Source organism: Actinophytocola oryzae, from assembly GCF_004364325.1.
GTDB lineage: Bacteria > Actinomycetota > Actinomycetes > Mycobacteriales > Pseudonocardiaceae > Actinophytocola > Actinophytocola oryzae.
In genome coordinates, this window is sequence record NZ_SOCP01000034.1 from 1 (window position 1) to 23,725 (window position 23,725).

A 23,725-nucleotide genomic window follows, 5' to 3' on the forward strand; every position below is an offset into this window, starting at 1 on the left:
GTTGACCACATTCGTTCTCGGCCAAAACGGCCGACTTCTTGGCCACCGTATGCCTAACTCGGCGTTTTTTCCACGCGACTCGCCCATTTTCCCCGTTAGAGGAGGTTGGTTTCGTTGCCTGGCTGCCCTATTCGCGGAGCTTGCGGAGCGAACATCGTGCACTGTCGCGGACCTTGCGGAGCGAACGTCGAGCACTGTCGCCGGAGCTTGCTGAGCGAACATCAAGCACTGTTGATGGCCTCAGGACGCGAGTGTAGTGGTAGTTGGCTTCCAGGGTTCCCTTGAGGCCTCGAAAGACCCGATCTCCCCCTCGTGCCGCAAGGTGAGAGCGATGTCGTCGAGCCCCTCGAGCAGGCGCCAGCGGGTGTAGTCGTCGATCTGGAACACCGCCGTGAAGTCCTTGGCACGCACCGTCTTGTCCTGCAGGTCGACGGTCACCTCGGTGCCCGGTTCGGCCTCCAGGAGCTTCCACAGCAGCTCCACGTCCGACTGCTCGCACTGGGCCGCGAGCAGACCAGCCTTGCCCGCGTTGCCACGGAAGATGTCGGCGAAACGGGCGGAGATGACCACCCGGAAGCCGTAGTCCGACAGCGCCCAGACGGCGTGCTCCCGGGACGACCCGGTGCCGAAGTCCGGCCCCGCGACGAGAACGCTGCCTGCCCGGAAGGGTGCCAGGTTCAGCACGAACTGGTCGTCGGCACGCCAGGCCGCGAACAGTCCGTCCTCGAAGCCGGTCCGGCTCACCCGCTTGAGGTACACGGCGGGGATGATCTGGTCGGTGTCCACGTTGGACCGGCGCAAGGGCACCCCGACGCCGGTGTGCGTGGTGATCGGTTCCATCGGTTATGCCCCTTTCAGGCCAGGTCGCCAGTACTGGTGGTCGCTCCCGCGAGCAGGTCGTCCGGGGAGGAGAGGGTGCCGCGAACGGCCGTGGCGGCGGCCACGAGCGGGGAGACCAGGTGCGTGCGGCCGCCCTTGCCCTGCCTGCCCTCGAAGTTGCGGTTCGATGTGGACGCGCTGCGCTCCCCGGGTGCGAGCTGGTCGGGGTTCATGCCCAGGCACATGGAGCAGCCCGCCTGCCGCCACTCCGCGCCGGCGTCGAGGAAGACCTGGTGCAGCCCCTCGGACTCGGCGGCCTCGCGGACCCGCATCGAGCCGGGCACCACGAGCATCCGCACGCCGTCGGCCACCCGATGACCCCTCAGCACGGCCGCGGCGGCCCTGAGGTCCTCGATCCGGCCGTTGGTGCACGAGCCGAGGAAAACCGTGTCCACGCGGATGTCACGCAGCGGCATGCCCGGTTCCAGGGCCATGTAGGCGAGTGCCTTCTCGGCCGCGACGCGCTCGTTGTCGTCACCGATCAGCTCGGGGTCGGGAACCCGTTCGGACAGCGGCAAACCCTGGCCGGGGTTCGTGCCCCACGTCACGTACGGGGTCAGCGCGTCGGCGTCGAGGTGAACCTCCTCGTCGAACTTCGCGTCTTCATCGGTACGGAGGGACAGCCAGGTCCGCACCGCCTCGTCCCACAACTCGCCCTTCGGCGCGTGCGGGCGGCCCTTCAGGTAGGCGAACGTGGTCTCGTCCGGGGCGATCATGCCGGCGCGGGCGCCCGCCTCGATGGACATGTTGCAGACGGTCATCCTGGCCTCCATCGAGAGCTTCTCGATGGCCGAGCCCCGGTACTCGAGCACGTAGCCCTGCCCGCCGCCGGTGCCGATCTTCGCGATGACCGCGAGGATGACGTCCTTGGCCGTCACGCCGGGGTGCAGCTCGCCGTCGACCGTGATCGCCATCGTCTTGAAGGGACGCAGCGGGAGCGTCTGCGTGGCGAGCACGTGCTCGACCTCGGACGTGCCGATGCCGAACGCGAGGGCGCCGAACGCGCCGTGGGTGGAGGTGTGGCTGTCGCCGCACACCACGGTCATGCCGGGCTGCGTGAGGCCGAGCTGAGGCCCGACCACGTGCACGATGCCCTGCTCGGCGTCACCCATCGGATGCAGCCGGACACCGAACTCCGCACAATTCTTGCGGAGCGTCTCCACCTGTGTGCGGGACACGGGATCGGCGATCGGCAGGTCGATGTTCACCGTGGGGACGTTGTGGTCCTCGGTCGCGATGGTGAGGTCCGGCCTGCGGACGGTTCGGTTCGACAGGCGCAGCCCCTCGAACGCCTGCGGGCTGGTGACCTCGTGCACGAGGTGGAGGTCGATGTACAGCAGATCCGGCTCCGCGCCGGATCCCTGCCGGACGACGTGCTGAGCCCATACCTTCTCGGCGAGTGTTTTTCCCATTGCCTTCTCACCCATCAACTTCGGCAGTTCGGGGTTCCCACGTTCTGAAACACTGGACATCCCATATAGCGGGAACTTAGTATCGAGACGTGGGACAGCATAGCGGCATCGGCGTACTGGACAAGGCAATGGCCGTGCTTCAAGCGGTGGCAAAGGAACCCTGTGGCCTGGCCGAGCTCTGCACGCGCACCGGCCTGCCGAGGGCGACCGCGCACCGGCTCGCGGTCGGTCTCGAGGTGCATCGCCTGCTGCGCAGGGGAACCGACGGCCGGTGGCGGCCGGGCGCCGCGCTGGCCGAGCTGGCGGGCGGTGCGGTCGACCCGTTACTCGACGCCGCGAGCTCTGTCCTGCCAAGGCTGCGCGACCGGACGGGCGAGAGCGTCCAGCTCTACCGCCGCGACGGCATCCACCGCGTCTGCATCTCCACCGCGGAGCCGCCGAGCGGCCTGCGTGACACGGTGCCGGTCGGCGCCCGCCTGCCCATGACGGCGGGCTCCGGCGCGAAGGTCCTCGCGGCGTGGACCGATCCGGCCACCCAGCGGGCACTCCTGACCGACGCCGTGTTCGGCGAGCGGGCACTGCTGGAGGTCCGCCGCCGCGGTTGGGCGCAGAGCGTGGCCGAGCGGGAACCAGGCGTGGCAAGCGTCTCCGCTCCCGTCCGCGACGCGGCCGGTCAGGTCGTCGCCGCGGTTTCCGTGTCCGGTCCCATCGACCGCATGGGCCGCCGCCCCGGCGCGCGCTGGGCCGCGGACCTGCTGGCCGCCGCCGAGGCGCTGCAGTCCCGCCTCTGACCGTCCACAGTGATCGTCCCGGCCCGTCCGAAGTAGACGTCAGGAGACCGTGCCGGTGTGGCCGAGCCAGCGTTCGCGCCAGGCCAGGCGCAGGCGGATGGCGCTCGCGGGCAGGTCGTCGGTCTGGAGGCGGGCGATCGACTCACGCTGGGCCCACGGGCACAGCTCGCTGAGCAGACCCGGGATCTGCGCCTCCTTCACCCCGTCCACCAGGGACACGGCGATCTTCGCCCGGCCCGTGACGTACCCGTTCGGGTGAGTCCTCGCCCGGTAGTAGTCGATCCGCGCGAGCGCCACCCGGTCCGTCGCCGCGAGCAGCTGCTCGGCCACCAGCTCCGCCACGTCCAGCCTGCGCAGCGCGTCGGAGAGCGGCACGCTCCACGACAGCCACAGCGGGTGGTCCACCGTCGCCAGGGACTCCTTCATCGGCGGTCGCATCGGTCCGGTGCGCAGCACCCGGTAGTCCGTCGCCGCGGAGTCCGAGATGCGGCTCTTGCCCCGGACGGCCTGTCTGCGGGTCAGACCGCACTCGCTCGCCGTCTGCCCGAGGCCGTCGGCGATGCCCACCGTCGCGCTGGACAGGCGGGCACGGCCGATCCGTGCGGGGGCCAGCGGCACCACCATGTTGATGAACGCGATCTCCTGCATCGACGACTCGGACACCGCGAGAATGCCGACGTTGCGGGACATCAGGTCCGACGCGATCGCCGCGGACGAGCCGAGCCGTGCGGGTCCGACGAAGGTCAGCAGCTGCACCGCGCTCGGCCGGATCGCCGGTGCCCAGCCGAACAGCGCCGCCTTCCGCTCCTCGTAACGCCCGCGGTCCGGCGGCAGCACCGACCACCACTCGCCCCGCACCCGGCCGAACCGCCGGTCGGCCACCTGCAGTCCGAACCCGTTCTCCGTCGCCAGCAAGGCCAGCGCGCTCATCACCGCGATCCGCGTGCCGTGGTTGTCGTGCTCGAGGCCGACCAGCATCCGCAGCGCCATCCCGTTGGCCACCCTCGGGGCCTCGCCCGACCCGTCCACGCGGAACTGCCTGCCGGGGTCGCGGAACGGCGCGACCGGGGACTGCAGGAACAGCACCGGTGCCCCGCCGCCCGCGGTGGCCGCCTCGGTCATCCCCTGGTACGCCAGGGTGATCATCAACGAGTCGGCGTAGGTCGGGCGCCACGGGTCGTGGTCGAGCGTGACGAGGATCTCCACGCTGTGTTCGGTGTCGTAGAGGAAGTCCGGGTTGATGACCACGCTGCCCGCGAACAGGCCGCGTGCGTGCCCGTTCGTCTCCTCCCGCCGCACCGCGATCCGGCTCGTCGTGACGCCGTCCTGCTGTTTGCTCGGCGTCACCGGGGTCCACGTGTGCACCTGGAACCCGACCCCGGCGACGTGGAAGGCCAGCGTCTCGGTCGCGGTCCGGTCCGGTGCGGTCGGCGGCACGACCTCCACCGCCGGGAGCCCCGTCTCCGGACCGTCGTGGGTGATGTCGAACAGGACCGAGGGACTACCCGCGGTCGCCGCGCGTGCGGCGACCGCGGCGAGCGCGGGGTGGCGGAGTCCCGGGTTAGGCATCGTCTGTACCCAGCGTGGAGAACTCCGCGCGGCAGCGTTTCCAGCGGCGCACCGGGCGCCTGCGGATCTCCTGCACCAGCCAGATCGGGCTCACCTTGTTGACCGGCACGCGTCGCCGCCGTTTCATCGCCTTGCCCGTGCCGTCCAGCCCCACCAGCAGGAACAGCATGAGCAGCGCCAGCATCGCGTACAGGAACGGCTTGTCCAGCGACCCGGCCCGTCCGGACGCGACGAGCAGCGCGAGCGCCCCGGCGATCATCACCGACGTGTACGCCACGTACCGGGGGAACAGCCGCAGCTGGCCCAGCACGGTCTTGTTCGACGGGATCTCCAGTCGCGACAGCAGAAGGCCAGGCACGAGCAGGAGCATCGTCACGATGGCGTCCGCGGACGAGATCGGGCCGCCGTCCTCGATCCTCGGCTGGAACCACGCGCCGAACTCGCTCAGTACCGGGACGCCGCTGAAGAAGTCGGGCTCCATCACGACCCCGAACCCGACGACGAGGATGAGCACCGCCAGCAGCAGCTTGGCGACGTTGGACGCGAGCGACGGCGGGTCGTCCACGAGCGCCATGTAGACGGTCGAGGTGACCGGCTCGATCGAGTCGGGGTCCGCGCCGAACGGGCGGCGCTGCCACTGCGCGTGGCCGGCGTTCTCGCGCGGGTCGTTGTCCACGTGGACGTCCTGGTCCACCTGCGTCTCCTCCAGCTCGCTCGCGAGCCGCAGCAGCGCCTCCCTCGGCAGGAGCCCGTCGGCCAGCTTGCGGAAGTAGTCCGCCTCGTACAGGTTCGCGAACCGCTCCAGCCGCGTGACGATGGGTTGCTCCAGCACGAGCCCGGTGTCACCGTTCTGGATCGCGGCGGGTCTGGCCGGGAACCGGGGCGGGCGGCTCGAGAACGTCGCGTACCTCTCCTCTATATACGCGCGGAACGACTCGAGGTCGGTCTGGCGCCGCCTGCCGAACTCCGCGAGCCTGCTGGCGATGCCCTGCAGCTCCAGTTCGAGCAGCTTCGGCGCGATCGTGCGGAGGTTGTCGTAGCTGTCGGCCACCGCACGCATGTCCGCGACGAGCGACTGCAGCGCGGGCGCGTCGACGTCCGTGGTGAGGAAGTACCTGCGGACCTGGATCTCCGAGGGCACCTCGGCCGTCACGTGGTAGGAGCTGACCGCTCGCGGGATGAGCGTGGAGTACCGAACGGTGAACTCGTGCCGGATGCCGACCCAGCGCGCCAGGAAGTTGCGCGGGTTCACGTGTTTGCTGCGTGCCGGGATGACCGGCGCCTCGTACCGGATGAACACCTGCGCCTTGTTCGTGGGCATCGCCACCACGAGCAGGTACTCCGACGAGGCGATGTCGAGCAGCCGCAGGAACGGGCTGTCCGGTTCGAACAGCTGCGTCACGGCCGCGGCGGCCTTGTCGCGGATGCTGTCGGAGTCGGTCGCCCTACCGCCGTCGGCCGGCGGTGGCGGAAGCGCGCCGACGATCGGACGGCCGCTCGTCACCATGGCGGCGATCGTGGCCTCGATGAGCCAACGGGACCGGTTGTAGCTGTGGCGGATGCCGTGCAGCAGCTCCTTGGGGTCCTCGGTGCGCCGGTCGGACGTGAGGAACATCCGGAAAGCACGGCACAGTCCGTGGATGAGCGCCCGCCCGTTCTCGACCTGTGTGGTGCGGGGCACCACGTTGCCCGCGCCGTCACGCACCACGAACGAGGCCTGGTCGAAGCGGGACTGGCGGGAGACGGGCAGCCAGACCGATGTCGGCTCCTCGGTTCCCGGATCGGTGCGCAGGGCCCATTTCTGCTCGGCGGTCAGCGCGTTCATGTTGATGTCGATGCTGACCGTGCGCGCCATGTGGGTGGAGTCGGCGAGCGTCAGCGCCTCGCTCATCCGGTCCACGTGTTCCAGCCGCAGTCCCGTCGCGAGGAGGTTGAGCCCCAGTGCCTCCTGGTAGCCGTCGTGCTGTGGCGGCGCGGTCGGAATGGGAGTTCTGCGCAACGCGAAGAGAAAACGCCGCAGTCGGTCGCCATCCACCGCGCCCACATTACCGAGTGTGTCCGACAAATACACTCGGCTGTGTGAGTTGTCCGATCTTTTGTCGGACCTTTGTCAGCGACGGGCGAAGTCAGGGGCGTGTTCCGACCGGATACCCCGGCCGACGACATATGCCGGGATACGCCGGAACCAGGGGAACCGCCGCATCACGCGGACGGGCAGGGGCAGCTTCGTCGCGCGGGCTATCTCGACCTCGCCCGCCAGCGCGGGCCGCAGCACGCGGGCGTGCAGGAAGCGTTGTACGCCCTGGACGACCAGGGTCGGCAGCAGCCTGCGCCGCTGGACCTTCGCGAGGTCACGGGTGCCGACCGTGCCGTCGAGCAACGGCTTCGCCAGGAGCCGGGCCGTGGCCACGGCGTCCTGCACCGCCAGGTTGATGCCGACGCCACCGACGGGTGACATCGCGTGCGCGGCATCACCAATGAGCAGCAGGCCGTCGCGGTACCAGCGGGGCAACCGGTCGACGCGGACGTCGAGCAGCTTCACGTCGTCCCACGACCGGACCGCGTCGACACGGTCGGCGAGCCACGGCGCCACGTCGGCGATGCTCGCGACCATCGTCGACACCGGCTGCGTGCGCTGGTCGGCGTCCGAGCCCTTGCGGATGAGCGTCGCGGTCTGCCAGTAGTCGTCGCGGTCGAGCATCACCACCGCGCGCGAACTGCTGAAGAGCCCGACGACACCCTTGGGGTCGTCGGCCTCGCGGGGCAGGCGGAACCACCACACGTCGAGCGGCGTCGGGTAGTCCCTGACGCGCAGGCCGGCCGAGGTGCGCAGGACGGAGTGCCTGCCGTCCGAGGCCACCGTGAGGTCGGCGCGGATCTCGCCGGTGTCACCCGCGGCCGTGCGGTACTTCACGCCAACCACCCGTCCGTGGTCCCTCAACAGGTCGACGGCTTCCGTTTCCATGCGCAGCGTGAACGACGGCTCCTGCTTGGCCGCGTCGGCGAGCAGGTCGAGCAGGTCCCACTGCGGCACCATCGCGACGTAGTTGTGCGGGCCCTTCAACCGGGTGAAGTCGCCGAACTGCACGACCCCGGCGGGTGTCGGGAGGCCGACCTGCTGGACGTGGCTCTGCGGCAGCTTCGCGAACTCCTTGCCAAGGCCCAGCTCGTCGAGCAGGTCGAGGGTCGTGGGGTGCACGGTGTCGCCCCGGAAGTCGCGGAGGAAGTCGGCGTGCTTCTCCAGCACCGTCACGGTGACCCCGGCACGCGCCAGCAGCAGTCCCAACACCATTCCGGCGGGACCGCCACCGACGACGAGACAGGTGGTCTGTTCCGACTGGTTTCGCTCTCGTGGAAGGTCCGCCGTTGCCATGACCCCAGCTCCTCAATTCAATCGGCGTTGAATAACCTCAGGATGCACCTCAGCCCCAGATCAGTCAAGGCGAATACCCTGATCGGGCCATAACGGAGGGTGGGCCGGCTTCAGCCGTTTCGAGGAGACCGCACTGCCGAGACCGTGTTCGTCACGTTCCGACAGGCTGGTAACGCGACCCTCGCGGGAAGCGATACAGCTTAATCGGCTTCCGGTGGAGTGACGCGCACTTGATCGTGTCAGACCACGAACAATCACCTCTATAGCCGAATCGCTGGGTGCCCCTGGCGGCCTAACCTCTGCTGATGACCTTTGGGCTCGTGCCGTTCCCTGCTGCCTCCGACCGCTCACGCTCACCCGAGCTGGCGGCGGAACACCGGCCGCCGCGGATACGGGCCGTCTGCCTCGACATCGACGACACCCTCGTCGACTTCACGAGCTCGGCGAGGCGGGCCGTGTGCGACCTCATAGGCCGCGACGACATGTGGTCACGCTGGCAGCGCACGACGGACGAGCACGTGCAGAGGGTGGTCTCGGGCGAACTGTCGTACGAGGCGATGCACAAAACCCGGACGAAGGCGTTCTTCGCAGACCTGGGCGCCCTGCTGGACGACGACGTGGTGGCCGCACTCGAGGAGCGCCGCTGCACCCAGCTCCGCACGACGTGGCGCCTGTTCGCCGACGCCGTCCCGTGCCTGGACTGGCTGCGTGCCGCGGGCTTCAAACTGGCGGCGGTGACCAACGCGTCGGGCAACCACCAACGAGCGAAGCTGGCGGGCCTGGGCATCGCCCGCTTCTTCGACACGCTGGTCATAGCGGGCGAACTGGGCGCCGCGAAACCCGACCCAGTGATCTTCCACACGGCCTGCGCACGGATGGGGGTGCCGCCGTCGGAGACCATGCACGTGGGCGACCTCCTGGACACGGACGCCATCGGCGCCAGGGATGCGGGGCTGCACGCCGTGTGGCTGACCCGCTCCGGGCCGTCCAGGTCCCCCGAACCCGGCGTCCAGACCATCGAGGCCCTGGCTGACCTGCCGGAACTACTGGTCAGCGAGTACCGGACGCCGCCCCTGGCACCGTCCGAAGGGGCCGATTACCGCCTGCGCGAGGGCGTGGTCTAACATCTTCTCCGGTGCCGCTGGGAGCGAACACGCCCAGTGGTGACCTTGGGGTATGGTGTAATTGGCAGCACGACTGATTCTGGTTCAGTTAGTCTAGGTTCGAGTCCTGGTACCCCAGCAGAGAGAACTAAATCGAGTCTGATAAAGTTCACTCTGGTCGCGGCCCCGTCGTCTAGCGGCCTAGGACGCCGCCCTCTCAAGGCGGTAGCGCGGGTTCAAATCCCGTCGGGGCTACATAGTCTGACCAGGCCGTTTCCCTCGGGAGACGGCCTGGTCTGTTGTGTGTGACATGGATTCGTGGCATGCCGCGCTCAAGGGTGAACCCGGCAGTGGCGCGACTCGCGACGGCGTGTTCTTACGTGGTGTCGCTTTGGTAATTCAATCGTGTGATTGTAATTTGCTTTTTTGCTGTTTCTGGCAACTCGTGAGGCTGTTGTAAGGGCTACTCCTGGATGTTGCCGGTGCGATCAGCCCGTTGTATGACCGGGTCAGTACCTGCGAAGTTCGCTCCACCGTGCCTGTCGGCACCCCTCGCCAATGTGGCGAGGGGTGGCCGACAGGCGGGTCAGCTGGTCGTGCTCAGTATGTGTAGCTCAGTCCCGACTTGTACGGCGTGAGAGTTCGCTGACTCACCACACCTCGGTACGTGTACCAACCCCACTTCTTGCACATGAGCTGGTAGCTCAGCGTGTTGAAGGAGCCGGAGCCGACACGTACCCGCGGATAGATCACGTTGTCACCCCAGTCACCGGTCGCGGGGCCACTCGAGTAGGCGTCGACTGCCCAGTAGATGCCGACGACCGAGCCGCCCGCCGGGCAGTTCCACGACCCGAAGTTGACCCATACGTTTCCTCCTGTCCATGCCTGGGCGGGAGCGACCATGCCGAACATGAGACCAAGAGACGCAAGGGCAACGGCGAGGGCGCGGAAACGCCACCGGGAACGACGCGGTCTCAGCATGCCACTTGACGTCGCTGACGATGTGCCGTCGTCCTTGCCTTCGGTGACACTGTTCGGACGATGGAGAATTGTCACCTATAACCTCCTTCAGGAAGCAAGTCATGCGGAAGGGTTCGTCAACGGCATCGTTTCATCGCAAGGTTCGTTACTCGTTTGAAATATTTATTCATCCTTTGTGGAGAAGGTGCTGAATGATCACACTGTGATGTTTGTGGTTTCCTTGTGTGGTCAAGGTTGGACAATCACCATCGGGCTCGGGTTGTTATTCAAGGCGTAGATACTTTCCGATGGTGTAACGCGGTGGCATGGTCTGTCGAGACTCCAGGTGGTCGGGAATTTCGCGGGCTGGAGATGCTTTGTCTGACGTTTATCAGGTTGTCGCCGGGGTGGTGCTTGGGCTGGCCGAGGGATCGGCGTGCTGACTTGGTTGGCGGCGCTGCGTGTCCGTGAACACGACGCCGACCTACGTGCGGCGACCTGGGACCGCCGCGGGATGTCCAGCGTGCTCGCCGCCGCATGACCGGGCAGGAAGCTGGCGGCCCCCGTGGGGTGTGCTCGCACCCGTCTCTGCCGGGCCGCGTCAGTACCCGGTGCATCCTCGCCGTGCTGCTCGCCGCAATCAGCTGCGGCAACACCGAGTCCGACAACCCGTGCCCCTGCAGAACACCAACCTTGCCGAATGGCTGCTCATCCGAGCTGCGGGCAGTAGGGCTGCCGGACCTGTCCGCAGCGCTGGTCGACTCCACCCACCTGCGTGCCCTAAAAGAGGGACCACACACGGGGTCGAGTCCGGTCGACCGCCGCAAGCCCAGTACCAAGCACCACCTGATCACCGACACCACCGGCATCCCCTTGGCCATCACACCGGCGGCAACTGCAACGACGTCACACACAACTAATCCCGCTCATCGACGCATCTCGCCGATCCGGGGCGTAGTTGTACGCACGGGTGGTTAACGCCTTTCTTCTGACCGAGAACAAGAACATGGTAACGGCGCCGTCGGAATTATCGACCTACCGTTCGACATTGTGGACTTCGGTGAACCACCTTCGCTACGGGAGGGCTCAATGGTTCGCGAGCACGTTGCGGATCTGCGCGCGATCGTCCGGGAGGAAAGGGGACGGTGGTCGGATTCCGCACTTCTCGCTCGGCTCGATCCCGGAGTGCTCCAGGAGTTCCTCGACGCGAGCGTGCTGGTGCGATTCGACCGCAACGCCGTGCTGGTCCGACAGGACGGCACAGACACCGACATCTACCTGCTGCTGTCCTCGTACGTGAAGGTGACGGCGAAGTTCGGGGACGGGCGGTCGGCGTTGCTCGCCATCAGGGCAGGCGGTGACGTGGTTGGTGAACTCGCGGCGTCCGGCGGCGGTCGCCGGATCGCCACGGTCATCGCCTGCGCCAAGGAACCCGTCTACGCGGCCAAGATCGCCGCCACCGACTTCCTGTGGCTCGCCTCCCGGCACCCGGCCTCGCTGGTGTTACTAACCAACGCGCTGGGGCGCAAGCTGACCACCGCCACCAGGCGCCGGGTCGACAACTCGGGCAGGCCACCGCTGATCCGGCTGGCGCGCGTCCTCGTCGAACTCGCCGACGACCACGGGGTGGCACTTACCGACGAGAGTGTCCTCATCGGCGTCGACCTCACCCAGTTTGAGCTGGGCAGCCTCATCGGCATGCGTGAATCGAGCGTGCTGCGGGCATTGCGGGAGCTGAAGCAACAAAACCTGGTGGACACGTCGGGCCGGAGGCCGGTCGTGCGAAATCTCGAAATGTTGCGCGCGATCGCCTATCCGGCCGAGGACACGGTCAAATGACGGTTTGTGCCGGTGAACGGCCGTGCTGGCACGACACTTCCAATCGCAACACCGGCCGAAGGGAGGACCTCGAGTGACTGGAGTACTGACCTGTGCCGAGCACCTGGAATGGATCGCCGCCGCCCTGGAGCGCGCCGACCTCACCGCCGTCCAGCGCGCGACGGCCACGGCGCGGGTGGCCAGGGCGCGGGAGCGGATGGCTGACGCCGAACTGCACGTCGCCGTGCTCGGCGAGACCTCCAGCGGCAAGAGCACGTTGCTGAACGCGTTTCTCAAGCAGCGGCTGCTGCCCTCGTCGGCGCGGGTCACCACCCGCACCACGCTGACCATCCGGTATGGGCCTACGGCCCAGGTGACCGACGGGGCGGCGGTGTCGGCGGCGTCCGGCGGGCACGGTGCACTGAAGGGAACGCTCGACCGGTTGCTCACCGGCGACGCCGCCGACGAGGTCCGGGACCTGACGTTGTCGTGGCCGTCCGCGCTGCTCGGCGAAGGGGTGACCATCACCGATACCCCGGGTTTCAGTGTGGACGACGCCGGCCACCGGGCCCGTGCGGTCGCCGCGGCGGAACGCGCCGACCTCGTCCTCGTCGTCGTGCCGGCCGTCGCCGCCATGTCCTCGGCGCTCGCCGACTTCCTGGCCGGCCCGCTGCATGACCACCACGACCGGTGCGCCTTCGTGCTCACCAAGATCGACCTGGTCGACGAGGCGGAACGGGCGGACGTCCTCGACGCGACCGTGCGCAGGCTGCGTGAGCTGGGCATCGCGGACCCCATGGTGTTCCCGTGCGTGCCGGAGTCGGTGCTGCGCACGGTGGCCGACCCCGATGCGGGCCAGACGTTCTCCCAAGTGGAGGCCGACCTGGTGATGTTGACGAACGAACGGCGGCAGTCGGCGATCGCGGCGACGCTGTCGGGGCTGCTCGCCGAACTGCTACAAGCCGTAGAGCAGGCGGCACTACGGCGTGGCGAGCGGCTGGCCGAGGCGGAACGCGAGATCGCCCGGCTCGTGGTGCCGGATTTGCGCGCGTTCCTGGAGAACTGGTCACAGGAGGCCATTTCCGCGGGCAGGCGCGCGATCAATGTCGCGCTGGAGGCCGCGTCGCGTCCCCGCTTCGCCGCCGACCTGGAGACCCGGCTGCGCACGGCGGTCAACCGGGACTCGGTCACCACCGGGGCCAAGATGGCGAAGGTGGCCGTCGAGACCATGCGCACCCGGCTGCGTGCCGAGGCGGAACGGATCCTGTCCACCGCGGGTGCCGACGCCAACGCGGTGCTGCGCACGTCGGCGACCGACCTGGCCGACGAGTTCGCCGACCAGTTCCGCAGGCTGGCCCGGCTTGCCGGTGACGAGCGGGTGCCCGAGATCCCGGCCGCGATCGGCGCCACGCGGGTGCCGGTGCCGGACCTGGACGGTGCGGACGACACGCTGACCGCGGTCGGCAGTCGGCTCTCGTCGTCGGCGGCGCTGCGGACCAGTGGAGGCGCGGCGATCGGTGCGGCGGCCGGGAGTGTGCTCTTCCCCTTCCCGCTGGTGGGGACCGCGCTGGGCGCGTTGGTGGGCGGCATGCTCGGAGCACCGGGTGTCACGGCCATGCGGACGCGGTTCGTCGCGGAGGCGTCGCCGGTGCTGGCCGATGCGCGGTCGGCCGTGGCCGCGCTCGTCCGCGCGGCGGTGGACCGGCTCTTCGTCGACTACACCGGCCGCGTCGACGGTGTGTGCCGTCGGTACCTGCGGGACTGGTCGGGCGAGATCGAGGATCTCGCGGCGCGGGAGGCCGCAGCCCGTGCCGTGCTGGCAGAAGAGATCGCGTGCGCCGCGGCCACGGCGAAGGACGCACGTGAGCGACGCGAACAGATCAACCGGCTGCGTGCCGCGATGAGCAGGCGGCCGGTCCGAATCGGTGCAGGGGAGACAGCATCATGAACAGCACACGGTCCGACCTGGCACGTTTGCTGCCCGGGTGGCTCCGGGAGGCGCGTGGCCTCGCCGACGGGCACCGGCTCGACGCCGTCGCCGCCGCGCTCGGTTCGCTTGCCGCGCAACGGGGACGGCCTACGTTCCGGGTCGCCGTCGTCGGCGAGTTCAATCGCGGCAAGTCCACGCTGGTCAACACGGTGATCGAGCGGGAGTTGCTTCCCACCGGCCAGTTGCCCGGCACGCTCGCCGAGGTCGCGGTGCGTGGCGTGGAGCAGGTCGAGGCGTTGCGCCTGACATGGCCGGACGGCAGGCGGCAGACGGGCGCGCTCGACCGGCCGGACCTGTGGCGCGACCTGGTCGACCGGCCTGCGCCGTCGGACGGGACCGACGCGGGCCCCGCCCGACCGGGGAACGCGGTCGCCGAGGTGGCGGGCACCTGGCTCACGGGACTGAACCTGGAGCTGGTGGACACGCCGGGTGTCAACGACGGTGGCACGGATGGGTATGAGCAACTGCGCCGGTCGGTGTCGGCTGCGGACGGCGCGCTGTTCGTGGTCTCCGCGCTCTCACCGCTCGGCACGACGGAACGCGGGCTGCTGGCGGAGGAGCTGCTGTGCAGGCATCTCCCGCACATCGCGGTCGTGGTGACGATGCTCGACCGCGTCGACGAGGGGGACCGCGACGGTGTCCTCACCGGCTTGCGGGAACGGCTCGGCGCGTTGCCTGGCCGCGGTGCGCTGCCGGTACTGGCCGCACCGGAGCCGGGCGGGCAGGGGCCGCGGCTCGCGGACCTGCGTGAGCTGATCGGCGGCTGGGCGGGGGAGACCGACCGGGGCCGGTGGCGGGACCGGCGGATCGCGGCCGGCACTGCGGACCACTGCGACGGCATGACGCGGCTGGCCGCCGAGGCGATGGCGGCTGCCCGGCTGTCCGAAGCGGACCAGCGGCGCCGCGCGGAACAGGCGGCGGCCGACCGGGCCGAGGACGAACGGGTCTGGGACGAACTGCGGATCGACGTCGGGGCCCGGCGGCTGGCGACCGCACAGCAGCTCCGGGACGTGCTGTACGCCGAACGCGACGACATCCTGGACAAGCTGCGCGAGGAGCTCGCGACCGCGCGTGACCCGCACGCGTGGTGGCAGCACGAGCTGCCTGCCCGCATCCGCTGGCACCTGTCGGTCGCCGCGCGGTCGGCGGAGAGCACGCTGCTTACCCGGCTCGCGGGCGACGGCGAGTGGCTGGACACTGAGGTGCGCCGCAGGCAGCCGGCGGCCGGGCCGAGCCCACGGCCCGCGGCGCTGCGACTCAACACTGGGCAACGGGCTGGGGGTTCGGCCCCGCCTGTCAAGGACGACCTCGATAAGCTCCGGATCGCCGCCCGGGTCGGGGCGCAGGGCGGCGCCGCCATCGGCTACCTCATCGCCGCCGCCCGGCACGCGCGGTTGCCGGTGATCTACAGCCTCGGGTTCAGCGTGCTGAGCAGCGTGATCGCCGAGGCGGCCATCCGTTCGGCCATCGAGGCTCAGCGGCAGCGGATCGACGCCCTGCTCGTGCAGACCGTGGACGACATCATCGCCACGTTCGCGAAGAAGGCCGCAGCGACCGCCGACGAGCTGTACCGGGATGTCGTCGAGCACCTCCACGACTGCCACCGCGCCTGGCGAGAATCCTATGTGGACGTTCTCGGTGCCGGGGCGGGGCAGGAACAGACCGTCGACTGGACCGCGCTGGCGACCGCGGCGGCGAGTCTCGCGAGCCGCATCCGCGCCGAACTCACCCGATCCGTTTCCGACCTTTCCGAGAAGGGGAACTGATGTCCACGGCATCGCAGAACGGCGACTTCGCCGTCGCTGACGTCCAGCGCGACCGGCTCATCGAGATTTGCGGGCGACTGGAGGCCGCCGCGGAACGGCTCGGCGACTCCGGTGCCTCGGCCACCATCGCCGCCCAGGTTGACGTCGTCCAGGACGACGCGTTCCGGGTGATGTTCGTCGGCGACTTCAACCGCGGGAAGTCCACACTGGTCAACGCGCTGCTCGGGGAGCTCGTGCTACCGGTGAAGGCGGTCGAGACCACCGCCGTGATCACTTATGTGCGGTACGGCGGCGAACGGCTCGCCAAGCTGGTGCCGGCCGACCCGGCGGCTGTTCCGGTCGAGATCGACCCGAAGGACCTGATCGATCGGATCACCGTGGACACCAAGGACCCCGGCAAGCCGAACCCCTACCAGTTGGCGGAGGTGTCGTGGCCGCTGGAGCTGTGCAGGCACAACGTCGTGATTGTCGACTCACCCGGGCTGAACGTGCACGACACCCGCGACCGGATCACGCAGGAGGAACTGCGCAAGGCAGACGCGGTCGTGTTCGTGCAGCACGCGATTGCCGCGATGAGTACGGCGGAGACCCGGTTCCTGACCAACCACCTCGGGTCGCACGACCCGTTCTTCGTGTTCACCCGCTTCGACGACATCGACGCCCACGAGCGGGCCGGTGTCATGGCCGACGCGCGGGCACGGCTGGCCGCCGTGCGCGGCAAGGACGTCGACGTGGGCCGTACGTTCTTCGTGGACGCCAGGGAAGCGCTGCGCGCGCGGGTGGCGGGGGACGAGAGCCGGTTCTCCTCATCCGGTGTCGCGGTGCTGGAACGTGCGCTGGAGCGGTTCCTGGTCCAGGACCGGCACAAGGCCAAGATCTTCCCGAGGGCACGGGTCATGCGCGACCTCAGCCACGAACTCGACCGCTCGATGCCCCAGCGGCTGGCGATGCTGGACGCCGACAGCGAGAAGATGGCGAACTGCTGGCAGGAGGCACAGCGCCCGCTGGCTGGCCTGGAACAGGAGGCGCGACAGATCTCGGCGGAGTTGGCCAACCAGCGTGCGCTGATACAGGGGCGGATCGAGTCGGTGCTGGCAGAGGGGCTGCGTGCGGTGGCGGGCGAGGCGCCGTTGATCGCGGCGGAGGCACCGATCGAGACCAAGCTCAGCCTGGTGCCGTGGGAGGTCAAGCAGCGCGCCGAGGACGCGGCGGCGGAGATCGCCCAGAGCACGATGAACCTGCTCGAGGGCCGGATGGCCCACTGGGCAGAGGAGCGGCTCGGGCCACTGGTCAGCCGTGAGATGGATGCCGTCGACAAGCTGCTGGACACCCGGCTCGGCGACTTCGAGGCCAACCTGGAGAAGCTGCGGTTCGCGTTGAGCGGGGTCGCGCAGTCGGCCGCTGGCGCGGACGCGAATGAGCAGTCGACGCTGGCGCGCGTCATCGGTGGGGTCGGTGGCCTGGCGCTGGGTGGACTGGCAGGCGGCGTGATCGGTGCCCGGTTCGGCCCTAAGGAGGCGCTGAGGGCGATCCTGCCCACCATTGCGATCTACACGGCGTGGATGTTCACCCCGTTCGGTCTGCCCACGCTCATCGGCACGCTCGTCGTGCAGGCACTGTGGCAGGGCAACAACAACCTCGGCCGGATAGAGAAGAAGCTGAGGGCGAAGGTCGGCGACGACATCGCTAAGGAACTGCGGATCAAGGCCCCGGAGATCGCGGCCGCAGCGGCCGCCGAACTCGTCGAGGAACTCATGCTGCCGATCGAGGAGTCCGTCTCCGCCGGGATGGCCAACCGGATCGCTTCGGTGCATGAGTCCGTCAGGAACGCCAAGCAGGCGCACGAGGCCGGCGCCGCCGAGGTCGACCGGCTCCGCGCCGAGTACAAGGCGGTCGACCAGATCCTCCAGCAGGCGATCAGCGACCTCGGCGACCTGATGGACGAGCTGGCGGTGTCCTGATGCTCGATGGACGAGGACGGCTGGTGCTGGCGGTCGACCTGCGCAGGTACAGCCACCAGCCGTACCGGGGGCAGCGCGACGCGCAAAACAGGCTGCGGCGCCTGGTCGGTTATGTGCTACGCCGGTGCGGACTGAGCACGGTTCGGGTGCAACGCCAGGAACAGGGCGACGGGCAGCTCGTGATCTTCCCGGCGTGGGCCGACGACACCGCGATCGCACCGGCGCTGATCCTCGGGCTCCGCGACGGGCTCTACCACCTGAACTTGTTCCCCGGCGCGTCCGGCCGGATCCGGATGCGCGCAGCCCTGGCACAGAGCCCGGTCTGGCGGTCGGCCAACGGGTACATCGGCGAAGGGATCGTGGACGTCAGCAGGCTGGTCGACTCGGCCGAGGTGCGAACCGCGCTGGAGACAACGGACCGCAGCGACCTCGCGCTCGCCGTGACGTCGCAGATCCACCGTGGTATCGCGCTGCTCCGGCCGCCGGGGCTGTCCCTGGCGGAGTTCCAACGCACGGAGGTGGCGATACCGGCTAAGGAATACCGGACAGAGGCCTGGCTGCACGTGCCCGACAGCGGCCCGGCCCCCGACACGAGGGAGGGCGGTGTCCGCTGGGGCGAGTCCGCGGCGCGGCGGGCCATGAACGGGTACGCCTTGCCAACGATCGCGATCTTGCCACTGGCGATCGCGGCCCGGCAGGTGGCGACGCGGAACAAGGTGGAGGAGTGGGCGCTGACCGACCACCGCGGCAGGCAGCACCCGGCGGCAGATGCCCACGACTCGTTCGACGAACCGCGCGACCACGGCCAACGCGACCATCACGACGGGCACCATCACGACGGGCACCCGCACCTTGTTGGGCACGGGCACCACAGCGACCACGTCGAGCCGTCGGGAACCTGGACCTTCGAATGGCACCACCACCGGTGGGGCCACGCGCACGGAAGCGGCCACGAACCAGGCAATCACCACGGACTCTGAGCACCCGACACTCCCGCGCTGGCTTCGCGGATGATCCTGACGTGCCAATACCACCGGGTGGCCGCCTGGTTGGGCATCCGCACCACCTTGCACGAGCTCGAGGACGGCTACTCGCCTTCACCGGTGCGGCCACTGTCGTCAGCTGCGGACAGGACCTGACCGGGCCACATCACTAAACTTCCGCTCGTGGAGGAACTCAGCTACATCGAAGCTTGGCGCACGTGGTGGACCGGGGCGAATGTCAACAAGTTCGAACTCTGGGGTCTTCCGGTTCCGGTGTGGGCGAGAGTCGGCAAAGTACTTCAGTTCATGGCCGGACTTGCCATCGTGTTGGACCTGATCGGTCCGGAAAACTGAGGGATATCGCCAGGAAGGTCGGTGCCCGGAACTGGGGCGACCTCAGGAAACGCGTTGCGGAACAAAGGGTGCGCCATGACTGGCGCAAGACCGTGGCGGACGGGCTGAACTCCAAGCGCATGGCGAGCGATACGGCAAATATATTCCGCCTGGCTGCCGTCGAGGTCGCACTCAAACGTGAGAAGCGCCGTTATGCGAACTTCAACGTGCTTCGGGGTGGCGAGGTCACGCAGCCCGTCCTCACGCCTCTTGAGTTGCGGGACGCGCGTAGAGCGACGAGAACTCGATATCAGCTGGCTGTAGTGATCGTATGCTACGTGCTTGCCGCTCAATTGATCAGATACCTGCCCTCCTTTGAGGTGTCGCCTTTCACTGGGACGATCATCGGTGTGATCGTGATCGCGGTGATTGACAGACTATGGCCGTCCTGGAAATGGTATTATCCGTTGTCAATAATTTGGGTCGTCATTGGCTCTGGTTATGGCCTGATGGTATACGGAATGGCAGCGACGACAGTGAGGTTGATCGGACGGGATAACGCTGGCCGGCCTATGCGCTGGATCGCGTTCGCACTTGTTCATCATCGGTTTTCATTTCGATCTGCTCGGCTCGTAGCTCGGCGAGCCGCACTGACATCGGACATCGACAGGCAACGTCCACACTCAGTTCCACTGGCAGCCTGGCTCCAGCTGTTCGGACCATCCGTCTTACTCACGCGATGGCCGTGCCGTTCATTTCGCTGACCGTGCTCGTGTCCTCGCGCGCCGAGGTATTCCTTTCGATATCTCGACTACTGCCGCCTGGTGTCATCGGCAAAAGTGAAGGCTTGCCGGACGACGAGCTTCGGCGCATCGTCAGCGTCCTGACATCGCAGACATTTCTCGGTGACGTCACACTGGGTTGTCCTGATCTTATGCTCTCGGATAGCTTGCCCAGATCGATGGAAGTGTCGATCGGGGAAACCGTGGCGAGGGAGGGTGACCGGGTGGTCGAATCTGTTGAGCTTGTTCTCGCGGCGCTGGGCGCGGGTACGGTCGCAGGGGTGAGCAACACGTCGTCGAAGGCGGTCGTGGAAGCTTACGACGGACTGAAGAGTGCGGTTCGCGCGGCTCTACGCCGAAGGGATGCCCAGCTGGGTGAGTCGAGCTCGCGAGAGGCGATAATTCTCGATGCGCAACTTGCCGACCCCGAGCAGCACCGAGAAGAGCTGGCCGCCGCGTTGACCAAAGCGGAAGTCGGCCGGGACGCGGAGGTGCTGGACGCGGCGCGGAAGCTGATGATCCTCACCGACTCCCGTCAGTACAAGAATGACGTGCACGACAACACGGGCGTGCAGGTCGGTGACCACAACACCATGTCCATCGACCTTCGCTCCATGTAGGTGCCGGCATGGACGTATTCGACAACGTGGGTGTGCAGGTCGGTAACGGCAATCAGCTGAATATCCACGCAGTGGACAACGATGTTGGCCTTCTCGTCAGGCATGGGAGCGAACAGATAGCGTTCGACCGCGACAACCGCTTCTACGTGGAGATCAGCAACAGGACATCATCGCCCAAACGGCTCGAACTCAGGATCGAAGGCCTGCGCGAGAGTGTGGCGACACTTCATCCGGACAAGACGATCGACCTGCCGGGAGACGGGACGGTCGAACGCAGGCTGATTCTTCGGTGTACCGCCACCGAGCCGATGGCCGGGCCGAATCCGTTTCGGGTAGTGGTGACAGACAGGGACACCGGGCGGGTTCGGGTGCAGAGCGAACAGCTACGCGTCACCATCCCCGCGAATGCGGTAGTGGCCAGTCAGTTGATCCTGGGCAGCCGTGTGTCGTCCGCGGGAACCTACACCGCGTCGCTGGAGCTGACGAACAACGGCAACGGGGAACTGCATGTCAGGCCGCGTGTGCACGAGCTGTTCGAGGACACGGCCGATGTTCTTCCGAAGGAGGCGGTTCGCCTCCGGGGTGAGTGGTTGAACCTCCTTCCCGGGAAGCGTGCCGAAACCCCTGTTGAGATCGACTTCCCCAACCAAGAATGGGCGGACCGCACGTGGACGGTTCCCATCAGCATTGAGGTGGAGGACCACGAGTCGGTCGGCGGGGCTCTCGACGATGGCAGTGAGATCACACAGTACGGCGTGTCCGCCGATCTCGGGCGCACGACGGCAGACCTGGCAAGGCGATTCGGGAGCTGGAACAGACACCACCACCGGGTGCGAGGGATATGGATCCTCGGATGTGGTCTTCTCCTGCTGATCACCGGATTGCGGGTAGGCTCCGCCGTCGCATCATCGGATGCGGAGTCCGCGGCGGCACCGCGGACCGCAAGCCCCACGTCGGCCGTCGGCGCAGCGCCCTCGACCACCAAGGTGCGCTACACAGCAATGCCCTGCGCACCGGAAAAATTCGTCGCCATCCTCAGGCCGCTAACCGCGGACGAGGCCCAAGCTCACGGCGCGTGGCTCCTCGAGGTGGAGGCCGCCCGGTTCGAGCGCTGGGCGAAGGTCAACCCTGTGCTGAGCACCTACGCCGAGGACGGCAAACCCCCCGTATACGCCACTAAGCGAGACGAGGCCTGCCCGAAAGTAAAGGCCAGCTACGGCTCGACGTTCACGACCCTCATCTGGGTGGGACCGGTGTCCAGCCAGGCATCCGTGACGCTCTGCCAAGACCTTAACAGGCCAGCCGGTAACAATATCAACTACGACTGCCTGCTCCTGGCTACGACGTGACAACATCCCTACGGTTGGGCCAGCCCCACCGAGAGTCGGTGGGGCAGGTGCGTTCGGCGGCCTCAGGCCGCTCGGGTGCGAGGCAGGGCGAGGAACGTGACGACTCAAGGAAGTTTGGTGTGGCCTCTAACATTCTCAAAGGACCGGTCCCGGCCTCGAGTGGTCGGGGGCGGCCGGTCCTCGATCTGCTGGACAAGGCCATCGATCTGCAGACCCCGCTGGTCCGCAAGAACATCGCCCGGGCCCGCCAGCGCAACCCGGAGGCCACACCCGCGGAGGTCGTCCGCACCCTGGAACGGATGTACGTCAGCGCCCTGACGGGCACGGGGGCCGCGGTCGGGGGCGCCGCGGCCGCGCCCGCCGTCGGCACCGGGATCGCGCTGGCGCTGTCGGCGAGCGAGGCCTTCTCCTCGCTCGAGCTGAGCACCCTGTTCGTGCTCTCGGTCGCCGTGGTCCACGGGGTCTGGCTGGACGAGATCGAACGCCGTCGGACACTCGTCATGGGGGTCCTGCTCCGCCAGCCTGGCTCCGCGACCATCGGCAAGGTCGCCGAACGTACCGGTCAGCACTGGGCCGCCAGCTCGTCAGCAAGGTGCCTGCGGCGACGCTACGCCAGATCAACAGCGTCCTGGGCAAGAACTTCATCACCAAGTACGGCACCAAGCAGGGAATCATCGTGCTCGGCCGGGTAGCCCCGTTCGGCATCGGCGCAATCATCGGCGGCGGCGCCAACGCCACCAGCGCCGCCCTAGCCGTCCGAGCCGCCCGACGCGCCTTCGGCCCTGCACCGCAGTCATGGCCCGCGACAGGGCTGGAACCCGCTGCCCCCGACACGGGATTCTCGGCTCGTTCCTCATAACCAGCGCTCATGACCGGCACCGTGGCCGGCCGGTCACCCTGTGCGCAGAACGACACCGCAGCCGCCGTCGCCGCGTTCTTGTCCACTCATCCCAAGGTCAGCGGGTCGACTGCCCCGGCCTGGTCACCGGGGAGGCGAAGCGCATCGTCGACACACCTTTCAGTGGGGTGCCCGCGTGGTGGGGACTCCTGACGTGTCGTCAGTGGGACAGTAGCGTCATGCGGCTGTCGCGCAGTGTCGCCACTGACCAGGTGGCCGGGGCGCTGGGTGGGGTGGTGCACGCGTTGCGGGATCTGGGCCGAAGCCCATTTGTGCAGGACTATCTGTGCTGGGTCGAGGACTGTGAGACCGCGTTGGGCGGGGTTCGTCGAGCCGGACGTGGCCACACACCTGTACACGGCCCATTACTGGCGTCTGTTCGACGGGGACTACGACATCGCGTCGGCGGATCCCGCTCGGCCAGTGCCCGACCCGTGTGGGCAGGAGGCCGCAGCGCAGCTCACGTATCTGACCGCGCTGGCTGCTCAGGTCGAGCGGTCGCGTGCCCTCGCTGCGTCGCCTGGGCAGATCCTGGTGTATGACACCAACAGCCTGATGCACTACCACCCGCCCGGCGCGATTCCGTGGAACACGGTGACCAAAGCGACCACGGCACGGCTGGTCGTGCCGCTCGTGGTCGTCGATGAACTCGATGCCAAGAAGTACGCGGGCTCGGAGAAGATGGCCAACCGAGCCGCTGCTGCCCTCCGTGAACTGGACAAGATCCTCGACGGCGCGCAGCCAGGCATGCGTGCCCCAGGAAGGGTACGCGTGGAATGCCTCGTGGGCTGAATGCTCACGCTGAGTCGCCGATGCCGTTCATGACGCGCCACTTACGGTCCGGTTCTTATGTCCGCCACGATAAAGAGTTGACGACAGACGCCACCTGAATTTCGTTACATATGGCAGAATATGAACTTGCTCGAAATTCGCCCTGCCGTGAACCCTCGTGCACGCGATGCTGCTGTATCTGAACGAGCACGCGTAACCGTGAGAACAAGGCAAGCCGGGCAGTACAACATCGGGCAGGTAACCGAGGTCGCGAAAAATGGCGCTCCCGGCAAGGATTGTTGGCCATCATCGGCGTGCTCGTAGAGATATTTTGGGCCCATCGTCGCTCTGCTGGCGTACCAGCAGG

General features: G+C 67.8%; 18 protein-coding genes and 2 tRNA genes. 14 read left to right on the forward strand and 6 right to left on the reverse strand.

Annotation, left to right across the window (positions count from 1 at the left end; genetic code table 11):
- Positions 1-240: 240 nt before the first annotated feature.
- Positions 241-840, reverse strand: coding sequence for a 3-isopropylmalate dehydratase small subunit (gene leuD / locus CLV71_RS46240; protein WP_133909346.1), 600 nt, complete (start codon positions 838-840; stop codon positions 241-243).
- Positions 841-854: 14 nt separating this feature from the next.
- A complete protein-coding gene (gene leuC / locus CLV71_RS46245) occupies positions 855-2,291 on the reverse strand; it encodes a 3-isopropylmalate dehydratase large subunit (protein WP_424923968.1) in 1,437 nt (478 codons plus the stop codon).
- Positions 2,292-2,380: 89 nt separating this feature from the next.
- Here leuC and CLV71_RS46250 point away from each other — a divergent pair, with 89 nt between their 5' ends.
- Complete coding sequence (locus tag CLV71_RS46250) at positions 2,381-3,082, forward strand: IclR family transcriptional regulator (RefSeq protein WP_208298062.1); 702 nt, start codon at positions 2,381-2,383, stop codon at positions 3,080-3,082.
- 39 nt (positions 3,083-3,121) lie between these two features.
- Here CLV71_RS46250 and CLV71_RS46255 read toward each other — a convergent pair whose 3' ends face one another.
- From CLV71_RS46255 to CLV71_RS46265, 3 genes are all read right to left on the reverse strand, one after another.
- Positions 3,122-4,651 carry a hypothetical protein gene (locus CLV71_RS46255; RefSeq protein WP_133909348.1) on the reverse strand — a complete coding sequence of 510 codons (1,530 nt, stop codon included), beginning with the start codon at positions 4,649-4,651 and terminating at the stop codon, positions 3,122-3,124.
- Positions 4,644-6,686, reverse strand: a complete 2,043-nt coding sequence (locus tag CLV71_RS46260; RefSeq protein WP_133909349.1) for a hypothetical protein — start codon at positions 6,684-6,686, stop codon at positions 4,644-4,646. Before CLV71_RS46260 ends, CLV71_RS46255 begins: the two co-directional genes overlap by 8 nt.
- Before the next feature lie 75 nt (positions 6,687-6,761).
- Positions 6,762-8,024, reverse strand: coding sequence for an FAD-dependent oxidoreductase (locus tag CLV71_RS46265; RefSeq protein WP_133909350.1), 1,263 nt, complete (start codon positions 8,022-8,024; stop codon positions 6,762-6,764).
- A 305-nt stretch (positions 8,025-8,329) separates the two neighbouring features.
- Here CLV71_RS46265 and CLV71_RS46270 point away from each other — a divergent pair, with 305 nt between their 5' ends.
- From CLV71_RS46270 to CLV71_RS46280, 3 genes are all read left to right on the forward strand, one after another.
- Complete coding sequence (locus CLV71_RS46270; RefSeq protein ID WP_133909351.1) at positions 8,330-9,148, forward strand: HAD family hydrolase; 819 nt, start codon at positions 8,330-8,332, stop codon at positions 9,146-9,148.
- Between the two features lie 46 nt (positions 9,149-9,194).
- Positions 9,195-9,266: transfer RNA gene (locus CLV71_RS46275), tRNA-Gln, on the forward strand.
- Between the two features lie 43 nt (positions 9,267-9,309).
- Positions 9,310-9,382, forward strand: a tRNA-Glu gene (locus CLV71_RS46280).
- A 345-nt stretch (positions 9,383-9,727) separates the two neighbouring features.
- Here CLV71_RS46280 and CLV71_RS46285 read toward each other — a convergent pair.
- Complete coding sequence (locus CLV71_RS46285) at positions 9,728-10,030, reverse strand: hypothetical protein (RefSeq protein ID WP_133909352.1); 303 nt, start codon at positions 10,028-10,030, stop codon at positions 9,728-9,730.
- A gap of 1,107 nt (positions 10,031-11,137) precedes the next feature.
- On the opposite strand from CLV71_RS46285, the gene CLV71_RS46290 reads away from it, so the two are divergent.
- The 10 genes from CLV71_RS46290 to CLV71_RS46330 all read left to right on the forward strand — a co-directional run bounded on the left by CLV71_RS46290 (position 11,138) and on the right by CLV71_RS46330 (position 23,379).
- The gene (locus CLV71_RS46290; RefSeq protein WP_133909353.1) at positions 11,138-11,926 is read left to right on the forward strand and encodes a Crp/Fnr family transcriptional regulator; all 789 of its coding nucleotides are present in this window, start codon (positions 11,138-11,140) and stop codon (positions 11,924-11,926) included.
- Positions 11,927-11,999: 73 nt separating this feature from the next.
- The gene (locus CLV71_RS46295; protein ID WP_133909354.1) at positions 12,000-13,853 is read left to right on the forward strand and encodes a dynamin family protein; all 1,854 of its coding nucleotides are present in this window, start codon (positions 12,000-12,002) and stop codon (positions 13,851-13,853) included.
- Complete coding sequence (locus tag CLV71_RS46300; protein WP_133909355.1) at positions 13,850-15,661, forward strand: dynamin family protein; 1,812 nt, start codon at positions 13,850-13,852, stop codon at positions 15,659-15,661. The genes CLV71_RS46295 and CLV71_RS46300 overlap by 4 nt, the downstream gene beginning before the upstream one ends.
- Complete coding sequence (locus CLV71_RS46305; RefSeq protein ID WP_133909356.1) at positions 15,661-17,622, forward strand: dynamin family protein; 1,962 nt, start codon at positions 15,661-15,663, stop codon at positions 17,620-17,622. Before CLV71_RS46300 ends, CLV71_RS46305 begins: the two co-directional genes overlap by 1 nt.
- Entirely contained in the window at positions 17,622-18,602 is a 981-nt protein-coding gene (locus CLV71_RS46310) for a hypothetical protein (protein WP_133909357.1), read from the forward strand. Before CLV71_RS46305 ends, CLV71_RS46310 begins: the two co-directional genes overlap by 1 nt.
- A gap of 186 nt (positions 18,603-18,788) precedes the next feature.
- Complete coding sequence (locus tag CLV71_RS48275; protein ID WP_166664541.1) at positions 18,789-18,959, forward strand: hypothetical protein; 171 nt, start codon at positions 18,789-18,791, stop codon at positions 18,957-18,959.
- A gap of 718 nt (positions 18,960-19,677) precedes the next feature.
- Positions 19,678-20,340, forward strand: coding sequence for a hypothetical protein (locus CLV71_RS46315; RefSeq protein WP_243867514.1), 663 nt, complete (start codon positions 19,678-19,680; stop codon positions 20,338-20,340).
- An 8-nt stretch (positions 20,341-20,348) separates the two neighbouring features.
- A complete protein-coding gene (locus CLV71_RS46320; RefSeq protein WP_133909358.1) occupies positions 20,349-21,689 on the forward strand; it encodes a FixG Ig-like domain-containing protein in 1,341 nt (446 codons plus the stop codon).
- A 119-nt stretch (positions 21,690-21,808) separates the two neighbouring features.
- A complete protein-coding gene (locus CLV71_RS49040) occupies positions 21,809-22,381 on the forward strand; it encodes a hypothetical protein (RefSeq protein WP_208298063.1) in 573 nt (190 codons plus the stop codon).
- Between the two features lie 545 nt (positions 22,382-22,926).
- On the forward strand, positions 22,927-23,379 hold the full coding sequence (locus CLV71_RS46330; RefSeq protein ID WP_133909359.1) for a PIN domain-containing protein: 453 nt from the start codon (positions 22,927-22,929) through the stop codon (positions 23,377-23,379).
- Positions 23,380-23,725 lie beyond the last annotated feature (346 nt).